Source organism: Nitrospira sp. (genome assembly GCA_029194675.1).
Lineage (GTDB): Bacteria > Nitrospirota > Nitrospiria > Nitrospirales > Nitrospiraceae > Nitrospira_D.
On sequence record JARFXP010000001.1, the window covers coordinates 560,915 to 579,782 of the forward strand.

An 18,868-nucleotide genomic window follows, 5' to 3' on the forward strand; every position below is an offset into this window, starting at 1 on the left:
ATCAATGAGGGTTCCGCATTGATGCGTCGTTTGGAAATCATATGACCTGGAGGAAAAATGAGAATAAGATAGAAAATTCCATAAATTAGACACGTGCAACGGGTTCAATTGCACACCCCTACTAATAGGGGGTATCATCTGGACCTATCAATAAGTGACAAAATACCCTATTCGCGAGCCAGGTGCGAAGGGAGATTATCGAACAGCGGGCAGTCTAGGAATCGGAATCCTTTCCACATGGACACGAGCAAGCAACCCTCCATAGAGAACAGTTTCATCAGTATCCATCTTCCATCTTGAACCAGGAGACAGCATGTCCAGCGAGGTTATGCCCACCCTCACGATCGCGATACTGAGCAGTCAGTGTCTCGTGTGGTTGGGCTTACAGAAAATTCTTGAAACCAGCGCGACCGCCCAAATGGTTGTGCACCGCTACCCCGGCAGGACAGCTGACCTGCTCCGCGCCGAGAGCCGACCCAACGTGTTCATCCTGGATCTGGAGACCGAGCACGACGCCCCTGGCACCATCCACCAGATTCGACAGTCCGCCCCGACCAGTAAGATCGTGTTGTTGTGCGGACTGGAGGACCAGGCCCGCACGCGCGAGGCGTTTGCTGCCGGGGTCGACGGCATCATCCTCAAGGTTCAACCACCTGAAGTCGTGCTCGCGGTGATTGAAGCGCTGTCTGCCGCCGTGAAGCCCCAGCCCTCTGTGGAACGGGAGGGCGCGATGAAGCTGGGCCTCGGGCGCTCCTTCACGAAGCAGGCGGAACCCGCCCCACCGCCACCGGCCTGGCCCGACGCCTTGACCGAGCGGGAACGCGAGATCATCCGTTTGGTGGGACAGGGCCTCTCGAACAAAGACATCGCCTACAAATTATCGATTAGTGACAGTACGGTCCGACACCACATGACGAACATTTTCGATAAGGTCGGCGTGCCCAATCGACAGAAACTTCTGGTCCACGCACATCATGCCCGATCCACACCGGTCTAACCGCCTTTGAGTCTCATCGCGCTGTTTGCGAAACGGATGGGAACTCATACCAAATCGTGCACATAGAAGAACCGTGTGTGCGCGCAAAAGATGTGGAAGTCAGATACGCGACCTTGGTAAGATGCGCGGGCTCTTGGCTGGTCTCACGATTATGGGATCAATCCAGCGCTGAAAGATCGAGTCCCTTCCGTGCCGAGGTAGCTCAGTTGGCAGAGCACAGCCCTGAAAAGGCTGGTGTCGACAGTTCGATTCTGTCCCTCGGCACCATTTTCCATTCTTCCTTTGCGAATCAAATAGTTGAATACCGCTCATACCGGAAGTAGCTAATAAAAAGCTTACGCGCCGAACAGTGCCCCCAGTTTCGTGGCGGCATCGCGCTGCATAGAAGGCAGCGCATGAGCATAAATCTCGAGCGTAATGCTTACCTTTTTGTGGCCGAGCCGTTCCGACACCACCTTGATAGGAATCCCTGCTTTCAGCATCAAGGTGGCAGCCGTATGACGGAGCCCATGGATCGTAATCGGCCGGACCTTCGCCGCCTTCACGAGTTTGGAGAATTCCCGTTGCCCGAGGTTATTGGCTGACAGCGGCATACCGAACGGGGGTTGATCATAGGCGAAGATCAACCCATAATCCTGATAGGTATTTCCCGCGAGCAGCTTGATCTCAGCCTGAGCCGCCTTCTGTTTCCTGAGCAGCACAAGCGCTTCCTGTGAAAGATCGATCGTGCGAGGCTTCTTATTTTTTGGAGGGCCAAAGATTGGCACAGGCCACCGTTTGATCAATTGTCTCATCACCGCGATTTTGCCAGTCTCAAAATTCAAATCAGCCCACTTAAACCCACACAGCTCTCCTTTTCTCGCTCCAGTCTCAAGCGCTAGATGATAGAATGCCGCCTGTCGCGGCCCTGCAGCCTTAGCCGTGTCCAGAAACGCCCGCGCCTCATCGATGTCCCAACATTGCTCCTGGATTTTTTCAGGATCATCCTTCGCGCGCGGCTTATTCATCACCAAACGAGCCACGTTGTCTCGAATCAGCTTATAACGAACGGCGACAGCCAGCGCGCCAGAGAGCACGTTCTGATGATTTTCTAGGGTCTTCTGGGCAAGCTTGCTTCCCTGGTAGTACGCCTCAATGTGATCCGGTCGAAGCGCACCAATCGCATGGTGCCCAAGATGTGGCTTCAGATGTTTGTTAATGATGCTGCGGTACGTTTCATAGGTCCGAAGAGCATTCGATGGTTTCACGGCGGTATCAAGCCACCGGTCTAGCCAATCGCAGAGGAGGATCTTGGAAGGCTCAATGACGTCCCCTCGATGATACCGATGGAGCAGATCGTTCAGATGTTTTTCCGCCTCCTTCTTCGTGCCAGTACAACTGAACCACTTCTGCACTCGCTTGAGCAGCCCTGTCTCTGGATCTCTTCGGCGGCCCAAGTCCAGAACAATGCTCCAGCTTCCATTATAGCGTTTGACCAGGTGACCTCTCATTTTTTCTTCCCTCGTTTGAACTCGGGATCATCAGACTCGCGTCATCACCACACGTGCCAGGAAGGCATTCAGATACGCTGGTCTACGTTGAAAAAAATTTAGATCCTTTGCAGCGAGAACTTTCGATGCTCGCTTCTTACCCAGTAGATTCCAGCTGCCATCTGAATTAAGGGTGCACACATCGTAGAACCATTGGCCATTGGTCACTGTTCCGCGACTACGCACGCTTCCTCTAATCGTACGGGCCCTTTTTGCAGAAGCTTTTTTTCTGCAAGAGGCCGGCGCGCCATGCAATGATTCCTTCGTACATGGACTCAAGATTTCGTTATCGGCAAAGGAGTAATGCGTCGTATCTCCAAACACAATATGGTCGAGAACCCTTATCCCGAGGATGTCACCCGCCTCTACCAATCGCCCAGTGAGAAACTTATCCTCTGAGCTTGGAGTGGGATCACCAGACGGATGATTGTGCGCAAGGATCACTGCAGCGGCATTTTGAAGAATGGCCGCCTTGAATACTTCACGAGGGTGAACGACGCTCAGTGTCAACGAACCGACCGACACGACGTGGAAACCAATAGGTTTATTCTTAGCAGTGAGACTCACGACCGCAAAATGCTCGCGATCGAGTCCGGTGAAGCCATCACGGAACACATTAAAGAATTGTTCTGAGCATGAAATAGGCGCTGAAGCGAACCTGGAGTGTGCATCTTTCACAAGGGAAATGGATAACTCAGGAACCGTCTGTTTGATGTGAGAATCCATCTGTGACCGCCTTTCTGAGACAGCGAGCCGCTGATATGGATGCTTCATGACACCAGACGACACTATATGAGATTAGCTAGCTAAGTCAAGTGCATTGTCTAGCTAAGCTGACCGTGGTATGGTCCGTCATGCGAAAGAGGAAAACCCAAGACGCTGAATCGGGGGCATGGATGCTGCGAGAGGTACCCCGAGACCTCATGGACCGGATGAAGATTGCCGCCGCCGTCCAGCGGACGACCGTGAAGGCTCTTTTGCTTCAGTTGGCTGAAAACCATCTAGCGGACCTTGAAAAAAAGGGCCAAATCCCTAAACATCGACCGTGATCGGTGGACGATTGACTCTGCTTCGACGCTAGAAGCCAACCTATTTTTCACTTCCACCCTGTGACAAAGTTCACTCCGCGACGCTTTGGCTGGTTGTAGTGCTTGACGAAACTCGTCTCTTCCTGCTTCGCCGGTGCTGGTTCCTGCACGACGGCCACGGGCTGCATGTCTTCGCCTGTTTCGTCGTCGACTGGAATTTCCACTTGTGGGATGTAAGCCGCCTGCTTCGCCGCCAGCTTTTCGAAGTTCGGATTGAGAAGCGTCATCGCTGCGAGGTTGTACACTTTCAGATCGAGGGCTTCATTTCGAGCCCGCGTCTTGACGTAGTGGTAGCCCTTCTGCACACCTCGATCGTAGATGTTCCGTTTTTCTTCGGCGCCCAGTTGCTTGAAATGTTCCTCGTCGTATTCCGGACGCATGGGGAAATGGATGTAGCCTGGGCCCGGTTCGATCAGGGAGAGGCGAGCAAACAGGGTGTCTTTTGCTGCCACGGTGCCCACGTGATACAGGTGCACGGTCGCACCGCGAGGCCTCGTCGGCCGTGGAGGCACGAGCGGTGATCCCTGCTGATTGCTTCCCTTGATGGCATAGCACCGGCCGCGATACCGTCGCACGTACCAGTAGGCCTGTTTGGTGTGATGGCCCCCGGTGTCGACCACGACGCACTCGACGCGCAGCGCGATGCCACAGGCGTGCGTCCATTTGCGCTGAAGCCAATCCGTGACATCCTTCCACACCATGGGTTGCGCTGGACTGCCGGGAAACACCCGCTTGGCGATGCTCCAACATTCCTCATCGATCCCCCATCCGTCGATTTCGACTTCGAGGCGATTGTCCTGGACATCGATCGCGGCGGTCAGCACGAGCACGCCGGCAGGACACTCGGCTTCATAGGTCTCACGGCGCCTGTAGAGTGCGTCTTCGTCGGCCTTTTCGCCTTTCTCCTCCCACGTCTCAGCCAGGATGGTGTTGATGAACGTCTTGAGTTTGCGCGTGTCTCCGCGCGCGGCTTCTTCATTTGCGTCGATCCACATAATGGCGAGCTTCGACCACGACAGTTTCCAGCCGTAGGGCTGATAGAGCGCATTAATGTGAAACGACTGGACGGGGTTGGCGGGATCCTCATGCACCCATTCGCCTTGCTCCAGCATCCAGGTTTTGTGGTGTTCGTCGATTAAATCTAGACAGGACGCGCACCGGTAGGCGGCCCGGTCCGGTTGCGGGACACCGTCGAAGGTATAGGCCAGCTGCCCCCACTGCAAATGCTGTCGGTGTCCGCACGAAGGACAGGGCACGTAGTAGCGCCCGCGGCTGCCCTTACAATAATCCGGTTCGATCCGGCTGGTTGCCGCCTCCAGTGGCGTCGAGACTTCGTATTTTTTCGACCGCGAAAAGGTGGCCCTGCGATTGTCGGCGAGATCGACCGGATGGCCTTCCCCGTTGACATCAAGCGGGCAGCCGTCGACCTCGTCGATCAAGATATGGCGCGCGCTGGTGAACCGCATGCCGATGGCGCTGTTGCAACCGATGAAGTTCAGAAAGCCGCCCATGAACTGTTTTGAAAACGTATAGTTCCCGCTGTCGCGCGAGCGGGCCTCTTTCACCTTGTCCTTGAGGCAGGGCGTGAGCTCTAGCATGGGGTCCACTTTTTCTTTTGATATTTTCTTGGCGAGGTCTTTGGTCGGTTCGAAGACGAGCATAGCGCCGATGGCGCGCTCGATGATGAAGCCCATCCAGTTCACGCCGATCTGCGTGCCGCCGATTTGTACGCATTTCATGAAGACGACGGTGTCGCAGGGGTGCGACGGCGAGAGGCAGCGCATGATCTCCCGGAGGAACGGTGTGCGGCTGGTCCGCCAGCGGCCCGGCTCGGCCACGGTGCTCGGGAGTTGTACGTTGGCGTCGGCCCATTCGTCGATGGTCTCCTCAGGATCAGGTTGCAGGCCTGAGCACAGCGCCAGCGGGTAGCATTCCCTGTCCGCACAGAGTTCGAATAGATCATCGTCGACACAGACCGTCATGCAGACTCTTTCATTAATGGATTGGCGGCCAAGGCCTCCAACGCTTGCCGAATTTCTTTCGTCAATAAGTCGTGAATTTTCTCCGGATCAGTTTCCGCCGCGATGACGCCGGCAAGGCGGTACGGAAGGTTCAGCATGGCGTCACGTATCATCCTGCCCAGGCGGAATGCATCGGTCTTCACCTGTTCCTTTCCTACCAGTTGCCCGGTGCGCGTCAAAAATTCAAGCTCGCTAAGTTTAGCTCGAAAAACCCGTTCCTTTGTTTGCGCTTCGGAAAACGATTGAATCTTGGGATCGTTCGGATTGTCACCACTCGGAGGAGTATCGGGATCGTTGTCGTCTCCAGATTGTCCATAAATGGGCTTGGAAAATGGCACTCGGTCGGCATGGCGTGCCGCTTCGCGCCGACGGTCCGCATCGGCAAAATCAAACGGTTCCATGTACTCAATGCCGACTCTTCGGAGGGCCTGCGAGGCAGAAGCAACCGAAATGCCGGCGTGCTTCGCATATCGTGTGAGATGTCCGGGCCTAGATTGCTTCCCTGGCAACATTAGAAATAGATTCCTTTCCACAATTGGCCCAGGAGCGTTCCGAATCAAAGCGCGATGGATATCATTCGCCTCGTTTCGATCGTTGCTCCATAGCTTTACTAGCTAAGTTAACTAAGGCTATATTCAGAAGCAGCGACTAGCTTGTTTCTGCGTAGATGCGACCCGCAATGTTTTTTATTGAAGAGAAGGACCCCCTTAACCTCTAATCTCTGCCAGCGCTGCACTGTCTTCGCCCAAGGAATAAATGCGCTTGCCTTCTGTCTCGCGCACCGTCGCTTTTCGATGTGAGCAATGCCACTCGAACCGACCGTTTACAAACGTTGGCGCGAGCTGCCTGCATTTTGGGCACAAAACTGTGAATAGACCTCTTAACTCTTGTGGCATTACATCCCTCTTTCAGTGTTTGTGATATCCATGCGAAAGAGCGTGGAGCGCTGGCGTTTCGCCCAATTCGGCATGGGTAGCATGCGCGCAGCAACCACACGTGACCTGAGCGAGCGATAGCACCTATCACACAAATCATGATGGGCTGGCCGCTCCGCGCCATGCCTACGGAGTCGCGCCTGGTTGCCTCCGGCTTTTGAGAATGTGAGATGGATGGATCGCCCGCATTCGGAACAATGTCTTGTGCGCTTCATGGTCGCCACTCCTTCACGTGGAATTTCTTCCTCTTCGGCGTCAGCTCTTTGGCGGAAACGACCACCACAGGTTGAGGCGTGTGTGTGGTCGTCCCACCCCAGTCACGAACCGAAAAGCGTGAGTCATCCCAGCCCATCATGATAAATTCGTGCTCACGACAAAGGCTTGCGGATAGCGGACCAGCACATCGACCATCCACATCGCCCTGATGCCGACTTGCGCCTGGTTGAACCGAGTACCACTGTGATCCATGGCGAGCTCGAGCACACCCCAATCCGCAATCACGACTTCTCCCCACGATCCAAAAATCAAGTTACCGGAAGCAATCTGCTCACTGGACATCGATCTTAACCCGACGCACTGCCCATCCATCATGTTGCCGGTCCAGAGTGGCGTGTCGGTACCGGAGAACCGCTGCCGCTGCATGAGCACTGACGCCCCGGCCGTATTGGTGACAAATCCAGGGTTACTCTTAATCGCATTCGCTCCACCAGCGGTGGACACAAACGCCAGGATCTTGGCGTAGGTGGCCGAGGCGGCATCCTGCCCGCTCGCGATGCCCGGAACATTTTTGATTCCCAAGGGCTGCGCCCCGCCGAGGCCATGGATCACAGCATTGTCCACTCCGTCGATGGCCACGTCGGCTGCCAAATCGGCCATGACGAACTGCTCCGCAGATGGCGAGGCTTGCCGAAGAAGTTGCTCAGAGACATCCGTAACAGCAATGACCGTTTTCGGCGTCATACTGAGCTGGCCCAAATTCTGATCTCCAGCCGTCACGCTTGTCCCCTCGCCGCTCTGCCACGTGACCGTAGGTTTCCCCGTCTGCCTGATCGCCACACCATTGCCTACGAGGCCAGAGATGGTCCGCGCGCCCATCGCCAAGGCGACGGAGCGGTTGCGGAGGATGTCGATGAAGCCCATATTTTCGACGTTGACGAGATACCCGCCTTTGCCTGGCACCTCCGTGGACAAGGAACGCCGCGCAGCCGCCAGGTCCAAAGGCATCTCCAAAACTTCAGCAGGGACGAAAATGGAAGTGGTCAGCTCGCGACCGAGCTGCTTGGCGACAGCATTCGAAGCCTCGATCTCAAACGCCGCCTGCTCGCGAACTAACGCACTATTCATCGCGCCCGGCCGCAATGCCGAAATGGCCTTAAACATCGACCATCGCCGAGTTTCTTTTTTCGTGAGGCCGATTCGTGGCACCACTGTTTCCAGTAAATTCTGAACCCGCTCGACCGTTGTTCTCTCCAAGACATTCATCTCATTTCTCCTGGTTAAGAAAGTTTCCACTTTCGAGCCAGTCTAAAATAATCGCGCACAGCTGCATCATTTCCATTGGAAGGTCGATGAGAGGTTCGTTGTTCACATGTTCGTGTGCTTGCTCGTAGGTCTTGAGCAGGATGTAGGCAAGTTTGCCCGGTTCGAGCTTGATCTTCTCCGAGAGTCCAGATTTAAATACTTGTATTAGCGAAAACTCCAGCACGGCCAGCGCATCCCCGCGCTTTCTAGCCCGCCACCGACGGACTTCTTCGAGATCGACACGGCTGCCTCGCCCGCGCCCGACTTCCCCAAGTTCCACAGTGGGGCATCCGGCAATAATGTCTCGTCGCAACGTGGACACATTAATTCCAATGGCGCGAGCTGCCTCTTTGAGACTGACACCTACTGCTTTCACGCCGCTGCCTCGCCGGGTTGGTCGAAGACAAGATACGAGCGATCGTTGTGAAAGCGCCTGAGCAGTTCATCAAGAAAATCTTCTCCAGCGGGATTGGTCGACTTCGCGTGGGTTGAATCATCGCGGGTCGTGCTGTGGGCTGTGGTTAGATCCGATCGATCGCAGTGAAAGTGATGGAGCAATTCGGTCTGAAATCTGCGTCCGGCCTCCTCGATCGACTTCACTGGAGACCTCCACGTTTCCTGAATTCTTCAATCACCGATCCCGTACTCTCGAAGCCGCTATTTTCTTCCCTACTGACAGCTTTCCTTCCATCGTATCTTTCACCGCTATTCACAGGATTCACAGCCCTCCCCTCCGAAGAGGAAGGTAAGGGATGGTTAGGATAGGGAAGGGAGGGACCGGATACCGATCCCGCATCGGATTCTTGTTTAGCCCCTTTTGGTTCCTGTCTTTTATGATATTTCCAGTAGTTCCGTGCGCTGTAAGCGGCTGGCGAACCATCCGGAAGCGTCTCACTGACCACTAGCCAACCTTTGGCTACCATCCAGTCAACCTGCCGCTGGATGCTGGCTGACTTTTGGCGGGTGGTCCTGGAGAGTCCCGCCAGCCATTGGCTGGAGGTTTTCAAAAAGTTGTCCCCACGATCGAGAACGATCATGACCTCGATAAGAGTCCTCAAGGCCCGGTCTGAAAATTTGTCGGTAAATTCCCAAACCTCAGGGTCGCTATTGATGAGCTGTGAGATCGGACTCCACCGCTTTGGACTGGGCATCTCTATAGCGCATCGACGCCGGTCGGACGAAGCGACTCCTTAGGAATTCTGAATTGCCGGCCGAATTTGCGAGCAGGAATCTCTCCGCTCCGGAGCCGGTCGTACATTGTCGATCGACTCAGGCGCAGAAACGTGCGAGCTTCTACGACCGTCATCCAGTCCGGAAGATGATCAAACTTAAAACTGCGCGGTTTGGACGAATGCCTTTTCATAACTCTCCTTCCTTGGGTTGTTAGATATTAAAAACAACCGTTAAGTGCTGGAGAGTTTATACGTGAGTAAGAATATGTTGGGCTATGTGCAGAACGGTGCTTTTCTCGACAGGGGCGAACTACCTAGATAGTAATCGACGGTAGGTGAGGAGCTTTGTTCTAACCTGAGCGGTAGTAATTGGTCCAGTATAAGAATGTCTTCCGACTGCGAAGTCCGGCGCTTTACCTTCCGTGATGGCCTTTTCCGCTCCGCATGTGATTTCCTTTATCTTATCTTCAGAAAAGTCGAAGTAGCCTAGCAGGTCGCGTGCGTCTTCATGATGGACGCTTGTGTCATATCCTCGCCTAATGGCTTCTTCCATATTTTCTTTGTCCGTTTTCTTGGTATAGACGTTCAATGCCGCTACCACCTCATTTCGTTGCTTTGCGCGAATCTGTCTTTCAATTCGTCTATTGATCAATTCGGCAAGTTTGGCATACCCTATCTTCCCACGAGAAGCGACTCGTTTCGCTTCGAGCATTTCAAAGAATCTACCAGCACCATCATTCCAGAATCCCTGCGATTGCTTGAGCTGACGCACATACTCGCTGACAATAGGCCAGTTGGCAATATACTTGTTCCTGGTCATCCTATCATCGATGTGAATGTACAGACGGATAAGCCTTCTCTTGTTTCTCAGATCGGCGCCATCTCGCTCATTCCTAAGGAGAAAACACACTCCTTGAGACTCTTCCCATAGCTCTTTCTTACTCTGTTGTCGCACGGCTTTTTTCACATCATCGCTGGCGTTCTGCATCGGCGGTGGTTCCCATTTTTTACGTCGAAGGAATTCCGCGATGGTCTGTCGCGAGCGGAGTTCAGCTATGGAGGGTGGATCTCCCTCTATACACTTACACCGGATGTAGGCATCTGAAAGAAATTTCTTCTGGCGCAGCTTCTTAAGCAAGGTCCCCTCCTGTCAGGGGTTCCTGCTGTGGAAGAGAGGCCCACGCCGGGCAGGAGCCGGCGCGTCACAGCGCGGATCAGGCGCTGCTTAGGGCCTCAGGTGTTCTAGAGGTTCACGTTTCTTTCGTCAAGGTAGCTAACGCACAGCTAACGAACCGACCAGCACGTGGTAATACCGGCCATTCCTCAGGCCATCTAAACCCGTACAAAATAAGCATACATGGTACTGGACGTACCAGGACAACACCCATGCTCTGGATTCTGTCCCTCGGCACCACATTCCAGTCCAGCTGCTACAGTTGCCCTGATGATGTCAGCAGTACCGGTAACGTCCGCCCGGCTCAACCACCGGCAAGGAATGGCCATGAGAGCTGTGTGTGCTTGGTTTTGACAGGGGCTGACAGGTGGTTTGGGAGCGGATTCGGCCGGATCTCTCTACTTTGCCAAGGTCCGGATATAGGCCAGTACGGCGCGACTCTCGTTTTCCGACAAGCGAGCTTTCCATGAAGGCATGTTAGGCTTTCCCTCGTGGATGGTTTGAAGCAGGGCCACATCCGACTTTGTCTTCGTCGCCGGCCTTGTAAGATTGGCGGGATCAGGGCCCAACAGCAAGTAGCCGTCCCCTTTTCCTGCTGTCCCATGACATCCTGCGCAATGCTGGGCAAAAATTCTTTTCCCCTTGGTCTGGTCGGCACTCGATGAATCTGCTTCCTTCGGCGCAGCGATCGCGAGCTGACTTCCCGCTACGATCACCGCCAGCCCCATGACCATCTTGATGAATACCTTGCCCATATCAAAGCAATCCTTCTTAGACGGTTCACTCATCACGTCGAAGGTATCTCGCCAGGGTGGCGAGACAAGCGTGGTTCACCGTTACCATGAGAAGCTTCGCCCGTTGTTTGGTGTCCATCAAATGTCGATCTGGTTTGTGACTCCCCCGGATGCATCGGGTGATTCGAGCGGCCTTCCAGCCACCGATAGAGGACCGGCAACATGATCAAGGTCAACAGCGTCGAACTTACAAGGCCGCCAATGACGACGACCGCCAATGGCCGCTGCACCTCCGAGCCGATCCCGTTGGCAAAAGCAAGTGGGACCAACCCCAAAAGTGCAACCAACGCCGTCATCAAGACGGGACGTAGCCGGAGTAGAGCGCCCGAGGTGACGGCATCATCCAAACTGTGGCCGTCCTCTCGGAGTTTGTTCATATAGGAAACGAGCACAATCCCGTTCAACACAGCCACGCCGAAGAGATTGATGAAGCCGACGGACGCCGGCACGCTGAGATATTCCCCTGTCAGCCAGAGGGCGACGATGCCTCCGATCAGCGCGAACGGCAGATTCAAGATGATCAGCGCCGCATGGCGCAGCGAATTGAACGAGGCGAATAACAACAAAAAAATCAAACCAATGGTGATCGGCACAATGACTCTGAGCCTCGCCATGGCTCGCTGCATGTTCTCGAAAGAGCCGCCCCAGGTGATCTGGTAGCTGGACGGAAGTTTGATCTCCTTGTCGATCCTGGCTTGGGCTTCCGCAACGATACTCTCGATGTCGCGCCCGACCGTGTTGAACCCCACGTAGATCCGTCGGTGCAACCCTTCCCGGCTGATCAGGGAGGGTCCTTCGCGTAGTTCGACCGCGGCGAGATCGCCGAGCGGAATCAGAGCCCCGGTGGCCGTCGTCAGGAGAATATCGCTGATCGTCTCGACGCTGTCCCGGTATTTTTCAGGGTACCGGAACGTCAAGTCAAAGCGCTTTTGCCCCTCATAGACACGAGTGGCCGCTTCTTGGCCGATCGCCGTCGTGATGATTTCCTGAATATCCATGACATTGATACCGTACCGGGCGATCTTGCTGCGATTGATATCGATCGTCAGATAGGTCTGGCCGAACAATTGCTCGACACGAATATCGCCGACGCCTCGTATGCTGCTCATGATCGCCTGAACTTGTTCCGCAAGAGTTCTCAGCGTCTTCAGGTCGTCACCGAGAATTTTCACTGTCGCCTCAGATCGGACTCCTGACACCAGCTCGTCAACCCGCTGCTGAATCGGCTGGCTGATGAGGAAGTTCGCGCCAGGTACCTTCTCGATGCGTTTGCGGACTGCGTCATCGAGTGCCTGCTTGGTTTTGGCGGTCGTCCATTGATCTATCGGGACCAGGCTGATCACCGGATCGCTGGCGTTCGGTTCCTGGGGATCGTTCCCCAACTCAGTGCGCCCGATCTTGGAGACCACCATCCGAACTTCGGGCAGCTCGAGCACGGCCCGCTGCATTTGCTTTTCGATCTCGATGGATTGTTCCAATGCAATACTCGGATACCGGATCATTTGGGGAGCGATGGCCGCTTCGTTGAGGATCGGGATGAACTCTCCCCCCAGGAACGGGAACAGGGACAAGCTGGCTCCGAGGAGCACCAACGCGCTCGTCAAGACCGTGCGGCGATGGGCCATGGCCCAATTCAGCATGGGAAGGTACGCGCGTTTGATCGACCGCAACAACCAGGGATCCTCTTCGCTCCCCTTGTTCAGTGCCATTGCGCAGAGCACCGGAGACAACGTCAGCGAGAAGGCCAACGACACGATCAGCGCAATCATGATCGTATAGGCCAAGGGCTGGAACATTTTCCCTTCCATGCCCTGCAACGTGAGAATCGGCAGGAAGACAAGAATGATGATCAGAATCCCGAAAATGACGGGCTGCCCCACTTCGGTCACTGCCCGGATGATGAGGCCGCTTCGGTCTCCCTGAGCCTCGCGATGTTCGGATAGATGGCGATACACGTTCTCGACGACGACCACGGAGCCGTCCACCATCATCCCGACCGCGATGACCAGCCCGCCGAGCGACATGAGATTGGCCGTCAGCCCCACGCGGTCCATAATGATAAAGGTGACCAGCGGTGTCACGATCAACGTGGCGGTCACGATGAGCGCGCTGCGCACGTTGCCGAGGAACAAGAATAAGATCGCCACCACCAGGACGATGCCTTCCATGAGTGCCTTATAAACCGTGTTCAGTGCCGCGGTGATCAGTTCGATGCGGTCATAAAACGGCACGATGCGCAGGCCTCCGGGCAAAATGCCTTTTTGCTGGATTTCTTCCACTTTGTCCTTGATGGACTGCACCACGTCCCTGGCATTGCCGCCTCGGAGCATCAACACAATGCCGGCGACCGCTTCACGATCACCGTTGACGACGACGGCGCCATGCCGGACGGCGTGACCGATCCGAACTTCCGCCACGTCGCGGACATAGACCGGTGTTCCATGTGCTTCCTTGACGACGATATTCTCAATATCCTCCAGCGTCTTAATAAGACCCACTCCGCGGACCACATACTTCTCGTCGTCCTTCTCAAGAATGTTTCCTCCTGCATTGGCGTTGTTCTTGGCGACGGCACCAAACACTTCGTGCAGCGCAAGACCATATTTCCTGAGCATTCCCGGTTCGACGAGCACCTGATATTGCTTGACGAAACCGCCCATCGAATTGACGTCCACAACGTCCGGTAGCCCCTTGAGCAGGGGCCTGATCACCCAGTCTTCAAGCGTGCGCCGTTCCATCAGATCCGCTTCCGTGATCACGAACCCTGGCTGATTGTCCTGAGGTCCTTCCAGATAAAATTGATAGACTTCCCCCAGGCCTGTCGTGTTCGGAACCAGCTGTGAGACGGCCCCCGGTGGGAGCAGTTCCTGAACCTCGAGGATGCGTTCGAGGACGACTTGGCGAGCCAGATAAATATCGATGTCGTCTCGAAAGGTCACGGTAATCATGGATAGGCCCACCTTGGAGAGCGATCGAATATCGGTGAGTCCCGGCGCCCCGGTCAATTGCAACTCCATGGGAAACGTCACGAATCGTTCGATTTCGGCGGGTGACAGTCCCGGAACCTTGGTGACCACTTGCACCAACACAGTGGTCACATCGGGAAAGGCATCGATCGCGATCGTCCGGAAGGCATAGAACCCTCCGGCGCCCAACAGGCAGGTCAGCGCCACGACAAGAACCCGTTGGCGGAGAGAGAACTCCAGAATGGAGGCGAGCATCCGGCTAGACCTGCTCCCCGAGCAGCTCGGACTTGAGAACGAATGCGCCCTTCGTCACGACCGATTCCCCTTCTCGGAGCCCATCCAGCACCTTGACCTCACGGCCGTTGGAATCGCCCAGCTTCACCTCGCGGACCTCGAAGACGCTCGGCTCACGCTGCACAAACACGAATTTTCTTTCCCGATCTCGCTGGACGGCGGCTTCCGCCACGACCAAGACGTTCAGCTCCGGCTCGGAATACACCCGAATGGTCGCGAACATTTCCGGCTTCAGCCTTTTGTCCAGATTGGGGAGTTCAAGCCGCAGATTCATCGTCCTCGTGGCGACATCGAGCACGTCGCCGACATACGTGATTGTCCCGTGGAAGACCTGGTTCGGATAGGCGTTGACGAGCACTTCGACGCGCTGATCTTCCGGGGTCGGGCCAGCATTGATATATGGGATGTCCTTTTCAGGAATGTTGGCAAGCACCCATACCTCTGAAAGATCCGCGACGACGAACAACTTCTCTGTCGTCTCGACGACCTCTCCTTTGGTCAGATTCCTGGCGATCACCCGGCCGTCGAACGGCGCCACGATCGGCACGAATGATCGAATCGAGTGGTCGCCATCGAGTTGGCGAATCTGCTTCTCCGACATTCCATACAGTTCCAACCGATCCCGAGCTTCTCGTTTTTCCGCGCGAATACTGAGCATTTCTCCCTTACGCCGTTGAGACTCAGCCAAGCCGATGACTTTTTCCTCCAAAAGCATCTTTGCCCGTTCATAGGATTGCTCAGCGACGTACAGCCTGGCAACCGCCTTCAGATAAGCCGATTGCGCTATGCCCAATTCGCCGCTGTATAGGAGGGCAAGCAGGTCACCTGCCTTGACCTGTTGGCCTAGATCCGCATACACCTCTGTGACCCGTCCACGTACCAGCGTCGTCACTTCCGCCAGGGCATGCTGGTTCGGTGCTATGGTGCCCGGGAAATCTCGATGGGTTCGAAATTCCTTGCGAGCGACGGGATGGACCTCTATCCCTGCACTGACTACCTGATCACTCGGCAATCGAACGATTCCCTCGGCCGGTGTCGGCACCGGAGGCTTCGAAGCCGCGTCTCCGGAAGCAGAAAAATCGCACCCGCTACCAGCGGTCATGAGACCGATGACAACACAGGCGAGAATGTGAATCAGTCTGATCGACCGGTGAGCTTTCCTCACAACAATCCTCCCACCGCCTGTTCAAGTCTGGTCAGCGAGACGGAGAGGTCGTGCCGTGCTTGGGCGTAGTCCAGTAGGATTTGCCGTTGTACACGTTGCGCATCGAATACTTCGAGCAGGCTGGAGGCCCCTTGCTGGAAGCTAAACTGCGCAATCCTCAGAGCCTCTTGAGCCTGTCTCAGTAGGCCTTTATCGAACACCTCAATCAACTCCGCCGTGGTGCGGACATCCTGATAGTGTTGATAGACGGCGCGTCCCAGTTCGTTGTGCATCCGGAGCAGCTCGGCTTCCTCACGACGCTTCGCGCCTAACGATGAAGCAATTTCTCCCTGACGCCGGTACCAAAGCGGCAGTGGAACGGAGAGGCCCCCTTGGATCGCTTCCCGCCCGATTTCGCGCCAATAACTGCCGACGACGGTGAGATTCGGCACCCGCGCTTGCCGTTCAAATTCAATCTTCCAATCCGATTGCTCTACGGACTTCAGCAAGCGCTGGATAGTCGGATGCTGCTCCATCATACGGGCCATTAAACTTTCAATCCGCAAGTCACGAGGAAGCATTCTGAATTCACCGTGGACCATATAGGTTGGCCCGAGCGCACCACCGGTCAAGGTGTCGACAGCAACGCGGTTGACCCGAACAAGATTATCCGCACGTGCGAGTAGCTGCCGAGCCTTCAGGACTTCGACCTCGGCCTTGATGGATTCAAATTGAGGCGCTTCGCCCGACGTGACCCTTGCTTTCACGATCCGCGCCACCCCCTCGACGATGTCAAGGTTCTGGCGCGCGAGGTCGGCGCCTTGTTGTGCCAACAACAGATCATAGAAGCCCACCTTCACCTGCGAAACTAAATTCAATCGGGTCTCCAACATGCCGACGTTGGCGGTCGCCAGCCCGAGATCCGCAACTCGTTGCCGAGCGGCCCGCATGGCCGGCCATTCGAACGGTTGACCGACTGTCACGTTATATTCGGTGATTGACGTAACATTCTCCGGTGGTCCAACGATCGTGTCTTTAAGATTCCCATGACCGCCGTGGCTGAGTACAGTCGGGTTGGGGTACGCGCCTGCCGTTACCTGGTGACCCTTCTGCTGGTCGATGTTTCCCTCGGCGAGCGAAACCAAAGGATTTCTCGCCAAAGCCAGATTGACGATCATGTCGAGACTGTACAGCTGCCCATCGGATTGTGCAGAGGCCGTGGTCACACCAAGTCCTAGACTCATCCCACATACCAGCACGAGAACTATTCTCATCGTCATCTCCTGTGGCAACATCATTGACGGCAAATCATGGTAGACCGAATGCATTCTATTTTCAAATGTCTAGGCAATGCGCTGGGGTCTTGCCGAACCGCACTCGGACTCGAGCGGCAATCCGCTGAAGTAGAACGCCGAGATCGCCGCGGTTGCCGCGACATTCAATGACTCCACCCCCTGGGCCAGGGGAATAGAAAACCTGACGCGAGACGCCTTCACGATGTCCGGAGCCAACCCCGCTCCTTCGTTTCCAACAGCAATCATGAGGCGGCTGGGTATCGTCCGAATACTCCTGATCGGGATAATATCAGTCGAAGCCAGGACTGCCGAATAGATGTCACATCCGTACGAGGAGAAGGCTCGAAAGTCTCGCGCCTGGAAGACCGGAAGGCTCAGGATGGTGCCGGCCGTAGCACGAATGACTTTAGGGCTGAAGTGATCGGCGGAATCGGCACTCAACCATACTCCGGACAGATTCAACGCCGCGGCTGTTCGGATAATCGCTCCCACATTCGCTGGATCTTGAAGCCTGTCCCCGTAGATTCCAAATACTCTCGATTGCTTGAACACCTGCTCCTCGTCCCATCGAGGCTGACGGACGACCGCGAGCATCCCTTGCGGCATCTCCACATCGCTCAACTTTTCGAAATCGGCGTCCGGGCAAACAAACTGGCGCACAGACAGTTTCGTGCGCACCTTGCGGTCCGCCTCGGCCTCGTCAGAGAGAAGCCGCGGCGATACGATCAGGCTGAGGATGGACTGAGGGTGCCGATGAATCAGATCAAGACAGGACTTGGTCCCTTCAAGGACAAAGGCTCCTTCTCTCGATCTGGTTTTCTTATCGCGAAACAGTTGCCGGATCAGGGAGGTCTGTGCACGAGTGAGAGCCGGTAGCTTCGGCACGGCACCCACTATACACCTATACACCCGTCATCACACTGAAGAACATACGTACCAAGACAGCTGCAGCCGTCGATCACCTGCGCCTTCGTTCGGAGGCTGCTTCCGCCGCACGGATACGCTGCGCCCTCACCTTGGCTCGCTTCAGTGCAGTCAGCTTTCCGCGAGTCCGAGTTTGCTCGAACTGCAACTGTTCAAGCTGAGACTTCAAGTGGGCCTTTTCCTGCTTGTGCAGACTTGCGCATTCCGCCTTGGACAGCTGAGTCCAATCCCCGCTGTTCCTGGCACGCTTGATTCGTTCCTCCAAGGATTCTCGAAGTTGCCTGGCCCTCATCGTCATGAGAGATTTAAGCGCCTCTTGACGACGCTGGACCTCTTCTTCTTCAGCCATGATGCCCCGAATATCGGTTCCTAACATGGGTCCCCACCTCCTTCAACGAGATGAAACTTGCGGCAGCATTATACCGATTTCATGCCTGATCTTGAAGTAGCACATAAGATGTTCATATTACTGAACAAATCACATTTTCCTCGCGCAATGTTATTGCAGCTCACCCCTTCGTTGTGTATTATGGCCCTATGTCGATAGGGCAATTCATCCGGGGCTGGAGACTCTCGAGAAACCAATCCATCCAATCGTTATCAGACGCGGCAGGTATTTCCCACAGCTTCCTTGAGCAGATCGAGGCGGATCAGGCGGACCCCACAGCCGGTACGATTGAAGCGATTGCTTCCGCCTTTCGCATTCCTCCCTCATGGCTGTTCGACAGTCCACACTCCTTCGAATGCCTGTTCGCAGAGTCAGATGAGATGGAAGAGCCGCGCGCTTCTCAGATAGATCCGGTCACAGAACGGATCTTGGCGGGATCCCACACTGATCGATCGCTCTATGTCCTTTTGACGACACTCATGCAAGCCGGTGACCCAAGATTCTTGCGGGCCGCTGAGATGAGTCTCCGCAGTTTGGTGAAACAATCTCGGGAAACGCCCGTGCCGTGGCAACAACGCCCTTCAGGACACTTCGAGCCCCCCAGCGATTAGTGCGACCATCTGAAC

The 18,868-nt window shown here is 55.3% G+C and carries 17 protein-coding genes and 1 tRNA gene; 3 read left to right on the plus strand and 15 right to left on the minus strand.

Annotation, left to right across the window (positions count from 1 at the left end; genetic code table 11):
- The first annotated feature begins 313 nt into the window (after positions 1–313).
- Together P0120_02675 and P0120_02680 are read left to right on the plus strand one after the other, a co-directional pair.
- Positions 314–997 carry a response regulator transcription factor gene (locus P0120_02675; protein ID MDF0673236.1) on the plus strand — a complete coding sequence of 228 codons (684 nt, stop codon included), beginning with the start codon at positions 314–316 and terminating at the stop codon, positions 995–997.
- 191 nt (positions 998–1,188) lie between these two features.
- Positions 1,189–1,264: transfer RNA gene (locus P0120_02680), tRNA-Phe, on the plus strand.
- A 68-nt stretch (positions 1,265–1,332) separates the two neighbouring features.
- On the opposite strand, the gene P0120_02685 is transcribed toward P0120_02680, so the two are convergent.
- From P0120_02685 to P0120_02755, 15 genes are all read right to left on the minus strand, one after another.
- Positions 1,333–2,487, minus strand: coding sequence for a tyrosine-type recombinase/integrase (locus P0120_02685; protein MDF0673237.1), 1,155 nt, complete (start codon positions 2,485–2,487; stop codon positions 1,333–1,335).
- 30 nt (positions 2,488–2,517) lie between these two features.
- Entirely contained in the window at positions 2,518–3,252 is a 735-nt protein-coding gene (locus P0120_02690) for a JAB domain-containing protein (protein ID MDF0673238.1), read from the minus strand.
- A 370-nt stretch (positions 3,253–3,622) separates the two neighbouring features.
- The gene (locus P0120_02695) at positions 3,623–5,596 is read right to left on the minus strand and encodes a phage terminase large subunit family protein (GenBank protein ID MDF0673239.1); all 1,974 of its coding nucleotides are present in this window, start codon (positions 5,594–5,596) and stop codon (positions 3,623–3,625) included.
- A complete protein-coding gene (locus tag P0120_02700; protein ID MDF0673240.1) occupies positions 5,593–6,036 on the minus strand; it encodes a hypothetical protein in 444 nt (147 codons plus the stop codon). Before P0120_02700 ends, P0120_02695 begins: the two co-directional genes overlap by 4 nt.
- A gap of 885 nt (positions 6,037–6,921) precedes the next feature.
- Positions 6,922–8,052 carry a phage major capsid protein gene (locus P0120_02705; protein ID MDF0673241.1) on the minus strand — a complete coding sequence of 377 codons (1,131 nt, stop codon included), beginning with the start codon at positions 8,050–8,052 and terminating at the stop codon, positions 6,922–6,924.
- A 1-nt stretch (position 8,053) separates the two neighbouring features.
- Positions 8,054–8,467 carry a hypothetical protein gene (locus tag P0120_02710; protein ID MDF0673242.1) on the minus strand — a complete coding sequence of 138 codons (414 nt, stop codon included), beginning with the start codon at positions 8,465–8,467 and terminating at the stop codon, positions 8,054–8,056.
- On the minus strand, positions 8,464–8,691 hold the full coding sequence (locus P0120_02715) for a hypothetical protein (GenBank protein MDF0673243.1): 228 nt from the start codon (positions 8,689–8,691) through the stop codon (positions 8,464–8,466). The genes P0120_02710 and P0120_02715 overlap by 4 nt, the downstream gene beginning before the upstream one ends.
- 553 nt (positions 8,692–9,244) lie before the next feature.
- Positions 9,245–9,454 (minus strand): helix-turn-helix domain-containing protein, encoded by a 210-nt coding sequence (locus P0120_02720; protein ID MDF0673244.1) that lies wholly within the window; start codon positions 9,452–9,454, stop codon positions 9,245–9,247.
- Positions 9,455–9,573: 119 nt separating this feature from the next.
- Positions 9,574–10,401, minus strand: coding sequence for a hypothetical protein (locus P0120_02725; protein MDF0673245.1), 828 nt, complete (start codon positions 10,399–10,401; stop codon positions 9,574–9,576).
- A gap of 434 nt (positions 10,402–10,835) precedes the next feature.
- A complete protein-coding gene (locus tag P0120_02730) occupies positions 10,836–11,192 on the minus strand; it encodes a c-type cytochrome (protein MDF0673246.1) in 357 nt (118 codons plus the stop codon).
- A 32-nt stretch (positions 11,193–11,224) separates the two neighbouring features.
- Entirely contained in the window at positions 11,225–14,452 is a 3,228-nt protein-coding gene (locus P0120_02735; protein ID MDF0673247.1) for a CusA/CzcA family heavy metal efflux RND transporter, read from the minus strand.
- Positions 14,453–14,456: 4 nt separating this feature from the next.
- Complete coding sequence (locus P0120_02740) at positions 14,457–15,656, minus strand: efflux RND transporter periplasmic adaptor subunit (protein ID MDF0673248.1); 1,200 nt, start codon at positions 15,654–15,656, stop codon at positions 14,457–14,459.
- The gene (locus tag P0120_02745) at positions 15,653–16,909 is read right to left on the minus strand and encodes a TolC family protein (protein MDF0673249.1); all 1,257 of its coding nucleotides are present in this window, start codon (positions 16,907–16,909) and stop codon (positions 15,653–15,655) included. The genes P0120_02740 and P0120_02745 overlap by 4 nt, the downstream gene beginning before the upstream one ends.
- Before the next feature lie 69 nt (positions 16,910–16,978).
- Positions 16,979–17,815: an RNA methyltransferase gene (locus tag P0120_02750; protein ID MDF0673250.1), complete on the minus strand. Its 837-nt coding sequence runs from the start codon at positions 17,813–17,815 to the stop codon at positions 16,979–16,981.
- A 73-nt stretch (positions 17,816–17,888) separates the two neighbouring features.
- The gene (locus P0120_02755; GenBank protein MDF0673251.1) at positions 17,889–18,230 is read right to left on the minus strand and encodes a hypothetical protein; all 342 of its coding nucleotides are present in this window, start codon (positions 18,228–18,230) and stop codon (positions 17,889–17,891) included.
- Positions 18,231–18,391: 161 nt separating this feature from the next.
- Here P0120_02755 and P0120_02760 point away from each other — a divergent pair, with 161 nt between their 5' ends.
- Positions 18,392–18,853 carry a helix-turn-helix domain-containing protein gene (locus tag P0120_02760; GenBank protein ID MDF0673252.1) on the plus strand — a complete coding sequence of 154 codons (462 nt, stop codon included), beginning with the start codon at positions 18,392–18,394 and terminating at the stop codon, positions 18,851–18,853.
- Positions 18,854–18,868: the final 15 nt, after the last annotated feature.

Coding starts and splice junctions, on each gene's coding strand:
- P0120_02675 (MDF0673236.1), top strand. CDS start 314: ATGTCCAGCGAGGTTATGCCCACCCTCACGATCGCGATACTGAGCAGT.
- P0120_02685 (MDF0673237.1), bottom strand. CDS start 2,487: ATGAGAGGTCACCTGGTCAAACGCTATAATGGAAGCTGGAGCATTGTT.
- P0120_02690 (MDF0673238.1), bottom strand. CDS start 3,252: ATGGATTCTCACATCAAACAGACGGTTCCTGAGTTATCCATTTCCCTT.
- P0120_02695 (MDF0673239.1), bottom strand. CDS start 5,596: ATGACGGTCTGTGTCGACGATGATCTATTCGAACTCTGTGCGGACAGG.
- P0120_02700 (MDF0673240.1), bottom strand. CDS start 6,036: ATGGAACCGTTTGATTTTGCCGATGCGGACCGTCGGCGCGAAGCGGCA.
- P0120_02705 (MDF0673241.1), bottom strand. CDS start 8,052: ATGAATGTCTTGGAGAGAACAACGGTCGAGCGGGTTCAGAATTTACTG.
- P0120_02720 (MDF0673244.1), bottom strand. CDS start 9,454: ATGAAAAGGCATTCGTCCAAACCGCGCAGTTTTAAGTTTGATCATCTT.
- P0120_02730 (MDF0673246.1), bottom strand. CDS start 11,192: ATGGGCAAGGTATTCATCAAGATGGTCATGGGGCTGGCGGTGATCGTA.
- P0120_02735 (MDF0673247.1), bottom strand. CDS start 14,452: ATGCTCGCCTCCATTCTGGAGTTCTCTCTCCGCCAACGGGTTCTTGTC.
- P0120_02745 (MDF0673249.1), bottom strand. CDS start 16,909: ATGAGAATAGTTCTCGTGCTGGTATGTGGGATGAGTCTAGGACTTGGT.
- P0120_02755 (MDF0673251.1), bottom strand. CDS start 18,230: ATGTTAGGAACCGATATTCGGGGCATCATGGCTGAAGAAGAAGAGGTC.
- P0120_02760 (MDF0673252.1), top strand. CDS start 18,392: ATGTCGATAGGGCAATTCATCCGGGGCTGGAGACTCTCGAGAAACCAA.